Below are 3,298 nucleotides of genomic sequence, written 5' to 3' on the forward strand. Positions count from 1 at the left end.
CAGGATTACAGGATTACAGGATTACAGGATATTTTATATGAGGATATTATGAGCACAATAATTTCATTTCTTAACGGAAAGGGTGGTGTAGGTAAAACCACAACTACCATTAATGTAGCCACCGCGCTGGGTAAAATGGGGCATAACATAGTTGTCGTGGATACAGACCCACAACAAAGCATAGGAAATTGGTTTGTTCCTGAAAAATGTAACTTTGACGTAGTATCCGCCAGTTCACAAAAAGAAGTCTATTCGATTAAAAAAAGTCTGAAATCCTATGATTACATAATCATAGACGGTGCGGCAGCTATTTCCGAGATATCATCAGCAGCTGTAATGGTCAGTGACTTAGTAATAATTCCTGTTACAGCCTCTCCTTTAGATTTTGCCGCTAGTACTGCAATACTGGCCGTAATAGAAGCTCGTAACGATTTACAACCCGTCAAAGCCAGGTTTTTAGTAACGAAGAAAGTTCATGCCGCAACAATGGTTCAGGTTTTGAAGGATTCGATCCAAGAAACTGGTTTCAAAGCACTCAAAACTGGTACAACCCAAAGGCAGTCATACATAAAAACCATGCTTGACGGCGGAACAGTATTTGAAACTTCAGATAGTCAGGCAAAAGGGGAAATTGATAATATCGTGCGCGAAATTTTGGAGATTTTAAATGAAAAATAAATTATTAATGAAAGGTGGTCAAAACAGACAACTTTCTTCAGCAATTGACGCCATAAAAAAACCAGCTTTACCAACTAAAAAATTACAAATGAACATTCCTGAAGAGCTACATCATCGCTTTAAATTTTCTTGCCTTAAAAAAAATATTGATATGACAGATGTTGTCATTTCACTAGTAGTTCAATGGCTGGCTGAAAATGAAGACAAACTATGATGTGAAAAACTTTCAACTTCATCATCTAACCACATGAAAATATTAATAAATATATTAATATCTCTACTGTTTGGACTTTTTAATAGCGCTTACTCTAAATCTCTATTCATCGGAGACAGCCTGACTCTGAGCCTGGCAAAAGGAGCGAAAGAACAGGACGTTCTGGAATATTATTACCTGGACAGATCCGGACTGATGAACGGGGCATTTTATGACTGGCTGGCGTTCGTACAATGGATGCCGGTCAGTTCCCCTGATTTAATCATTGTATCGCTGGGTGCTAATGATGGTATGGCTGCCTCTGCCGGTCACCGTTACAGCCAAAAAATCATACGGTTTATTTCCGTTTTAAAAACACGTTACCCGGCGGCCAGTATTATCTGGATTTTACCTCCGGCCATGAAAAACACACAGACAGAAAACGCACTGGTGAATACCCGCCGGATTATTTCAGAAACATCCGCAATGGCCGGTTACACCGTATTTGATCCGCGTCCGCTTACCGGCAGGGTATGGACATATTCAGTCAACGGGATTGTTCTGCGTACTGCTGACGGTATCCACTACACGCCGGAAGCCGGTAAACTGATTTCAGAACAGATTTACCATACTGTCCGGCAAAACTGAGAACATGAGTCTGAAGGGCAGGGAAGGGCACTTTATCCAGAAATTCTGTGGATAAATCAGTGAATCCCGGGGGAAAACAGGCTGTACCCACCGTTCTGCAGTCGCCTCACTGGCTTGTGCGTTATTTAACCAACTCACCACGGACTTACGTTACTCCGCCTTTCCTTTTGCCTGTCGTTTTCTTAACTTTTCCAGCCGCTTCACGGAATCCGCTTCTTCCTCCGGGGTCACTGTTCCGCAGGACTGTCCGTCCTTATCATAACGAGCCGCACCGGCAATCACCGTCAGACGATAGCCTCCTGCATACGATACCGAAGACAGGCAGCGGGTCAGTGTCCGCCCTGAAACCGGCAGCTCCCTGACTTTCCGGTCCAGGAGCAAATCTTCTTTCAGTCCGATTTTCATCGGCCGCAGCTGACCGTCCGGAAACAATTCCGGCCAGTAGCGGGTAATAATCCCCAGTGCCTCAATGATATTCATCCGTTTTTTCGGCGGTGTCGGCGGGACAGGAACTTTTTCAGGCTTCACCGCAGGCGGTTCAGGGACTTTTGTTTTTTTGACGGAAGCAGGGGGCTTTACGGCCGGAGCCGCTTTATTTTTTTTCGGGCGCGGGACAGCATCTATCCGCTGTTTTCTGCGGAACACCGGCTGTATTGGGGTGTCTTTATTTTTTTCCGCCTCCGCTTTCGGTTTACGGTTCAGCGTGAGAACGGGACGGGATGTATCACTCATTACGGGTTCCTGCCGGTATTAATTCATCATTCTTAAATACCATCAAAAAGAAAATCAATCGCCGCTTTTATTTCTGTACGATAAAGGGAGGCATCACAAAACACAATACCCAGAGAACGGGCGGGAATACTGGCCATCTCATGTGTCATGACTGCATATTCTTTATCATCAGTCAGTCTGATAAGCGGAACCAACCGTTTGGGACGAGTACCTGGCGGATAATTTTCAACGGGTAGCAGGGGAATCACAATCCTGCGGTTCAACTGACCGATAATATCGCTTGTTACATCAAGTAACATAGGATAGACAGCACTTTTCCCGGTATTATTGTATACAGTGAACTGCATTCTTAAAATGTCCTGTATTCATCGCTGAAACAACCATGTTCATCATGAAACCGGTTGAGTGCTTCCAGTGCTTCACTATTTTCTTCCTGCCATTTTTTCGCTTCATACCGGCGTAGTTCCGCATCAAGCGCAGCTGTCAGGGTTGCACTAAGATTAATTCCGGCCTCCCGCGCACGACTGAGCAGGACTCGCTCTACAGTCATGGTAACGCTTTTGGTTGCCCGTTGTTTTATAGCCATAGATTCCTCGCATCAATCATCGTGTAAGATACACGGTTAATTAAGCGTAGTATAACACGAAAAAAATAATGCATCTTAAAAAACGGGTGTAGACTATCCCATTATCAAAATACACCGGACGTCCGGGATATACGCATCAGGAGCCTGCGCTGAGTTTAACAATCCGTATCACTGTCCGTTCTGAAACGCCGCACAACCTTGCGGTATCACGGATACTCTGTTTGTTTTTGACCCGGAGTTCGATGATTTTTTGATGCAACTGCTCATCAGCCCGGCGTCCCCGGTATTTTCCGGCTGCCTTCGCTTTTGCAATCCCTTCTTTCTGACGGCGGCGGCGATCCTCATAGTCTTTGCGCGCAATCGCGGCCAGCATATCCAGCATCATTCCGTTAACCGCCTTAAGCATTGTCCGGGTAAAATCATCACCGGCAGGTGATGTCAATGCCATATGGCTCGTCGGG

Annotated in this window: 6 protein-coding genes and 1 pseudogene; 3 read left to right on the forward strand and 4 right to left on the reverse strand. The window is 45.2% G+C overall.

What is annotated here, in order from left to right:
- Positions 1-48 precede the first annotated feature (48 nt).
- The 3 genes from HMPREF3119_RS02020 (at position 49) to HMPREF3119_RS02030 (ending at position 1,519) form a co-directional block, all read left to right on the forward strand.
- Positions 49-678, forward strand: a complete 630-nt coding sequence (locus tag HMPREF3119_RS02020) for a ParA family protein (protein ID WP_070578214.1) — start codon at positions 49-51, stop codon at positions 676-678.
- The gene (locus HMPREF3119_RS02025) at positions 668-892 is read left to right on the forward strand and encodes a plasmid partition protein ParG (RefSeq protein WP_246829231.1); all 225 of its coding nucleotides are present in this window, start codon (positions 668-670) and stop codon (positions 890-892) included. The genes HMPREF3119_RS02020 and HMPREF3119_RS02025 overlap by 11 nt, the downstream gene beginning before the upstream one ends.
- Before the next feature lie 195 nt (positions 893-1,087).
- The gene (locus HMPREF3119_RS02030) at positions 1,088-1,519 is read left to right on the forward strand and encodes a DUF459 domain-containing protein (protein ID WP_070578204.1); all 432 of its coding nucleotides are present in this window, start codon (positions 1,088-1,090) and stop codon (positions 1,517-1,519) included.
- Between the two features lie 150 nt (positions 1,520-1,669).
- Here HMPREF3119_RS02030 and HMPREF3119_RS02035 read toward each other — a convergent pair whose 3' ends face one another.
- The 4 genes and pseudogenes from HMPREF3119_RS02035 to HMPREF3119_RS02050 form a co-directional block, all read right to left on the reverse strand.
- On the reverse strand, positions 1,670-2,251 hold the full coding sequence (locus HMPREF3119_RS02035) for a ProQ/FINO family protein (RefSeq protein WP_070578207.1): 582 nt from the start codon (positions 2,249-2,251) through the stop codon (positions 1,670-1,672).
- Positions 2,252-2,283: 32 nt separating this feature from the next.
- Positions 2,284-2,598 carry a CcdB family protein gene (locus HMPREF3119_RS02040; protein WP_070578210.1) on the reverse strand — a complete coding sequence of 105 codons (315 nt, stop codon included), beginning with the start codon at positions 2,596-2,598 and terminating at the stop codon, positions 2,284-2,286.
- Between the two features lie 2 nt (positions 2,599-2,600).
- Entirely contained in the window at positions 2,601-2,837 is a 237-nt protein-coding gene (locus tag HMPREF3119_RS02045) for a type II toxin-antitoxin system CcdA family antitoxin (protein WP_036419383.1), read from the reverse strand.
- Positions 2,838-2,973: 136 nt separating this feature from the next.
- Positions 2,974-3,298: pseudogene (locus HMPREF3119_RS02050) on the reverse strand (serine recombinase); the annotation flags it as partial.

The organism is Morganella sp. HMSC11D09 (assembly GCF_001807955.1).
GTDB lineage: Bacteria > Pseudomonadota > Gammaproteobacteria > Enterobacterales > Enterobacteriaceae > Morganella > Morganella morganii.

Excerpts from the sequence above, each read along its gene's own strand:
- HMPREF3119_RS02020 (WP_070578214.1), top strand. The coding sequence starts at position 49 with ATGAGCACAATAATTTCATTTCTTAACGGAAAGGGTGGTGTAGGTAAA.
- HMPREF3119_RS02025 (WP_246829231.1), top strand. The coding sequence starts at position 668 with ATGAAAAATAAATTATTAATGAAAGGTGGTCAAAACAGACAACTTTCT.
- HMPREF3119_RS02030 (WP_070578204.1), top strand. The coding sequence starts at position 1,088 with ATGAACGGGGCATTTTATGACTGGCTGGCGTTCGTACAATGGATGCCG.
- HMPREF3119_RS02035 (WP_070578207.1), bottom strand. The coding sequence starts at position 2,251 with ATGAGTGATACATCCCGTCCCGTTCTCACGCTGAACCGTAAACCGAAA.
- HMPREF3119_RS02040 (WP_070578210.1), bottom strand. The coding sequence starts at position 2,598 with ATGCAGTTCACTGTATACAATAATACCGGGAAAAGTGCTGTCTATCCT.
- HMPREF3119_RS02045 (WP_036419383.1), bottom strand. The coding sequence starts at position 2,837 with ATGGCTATAAAACAACGGGCAACCAAAAGCGTTACCATGACTGTAGAG.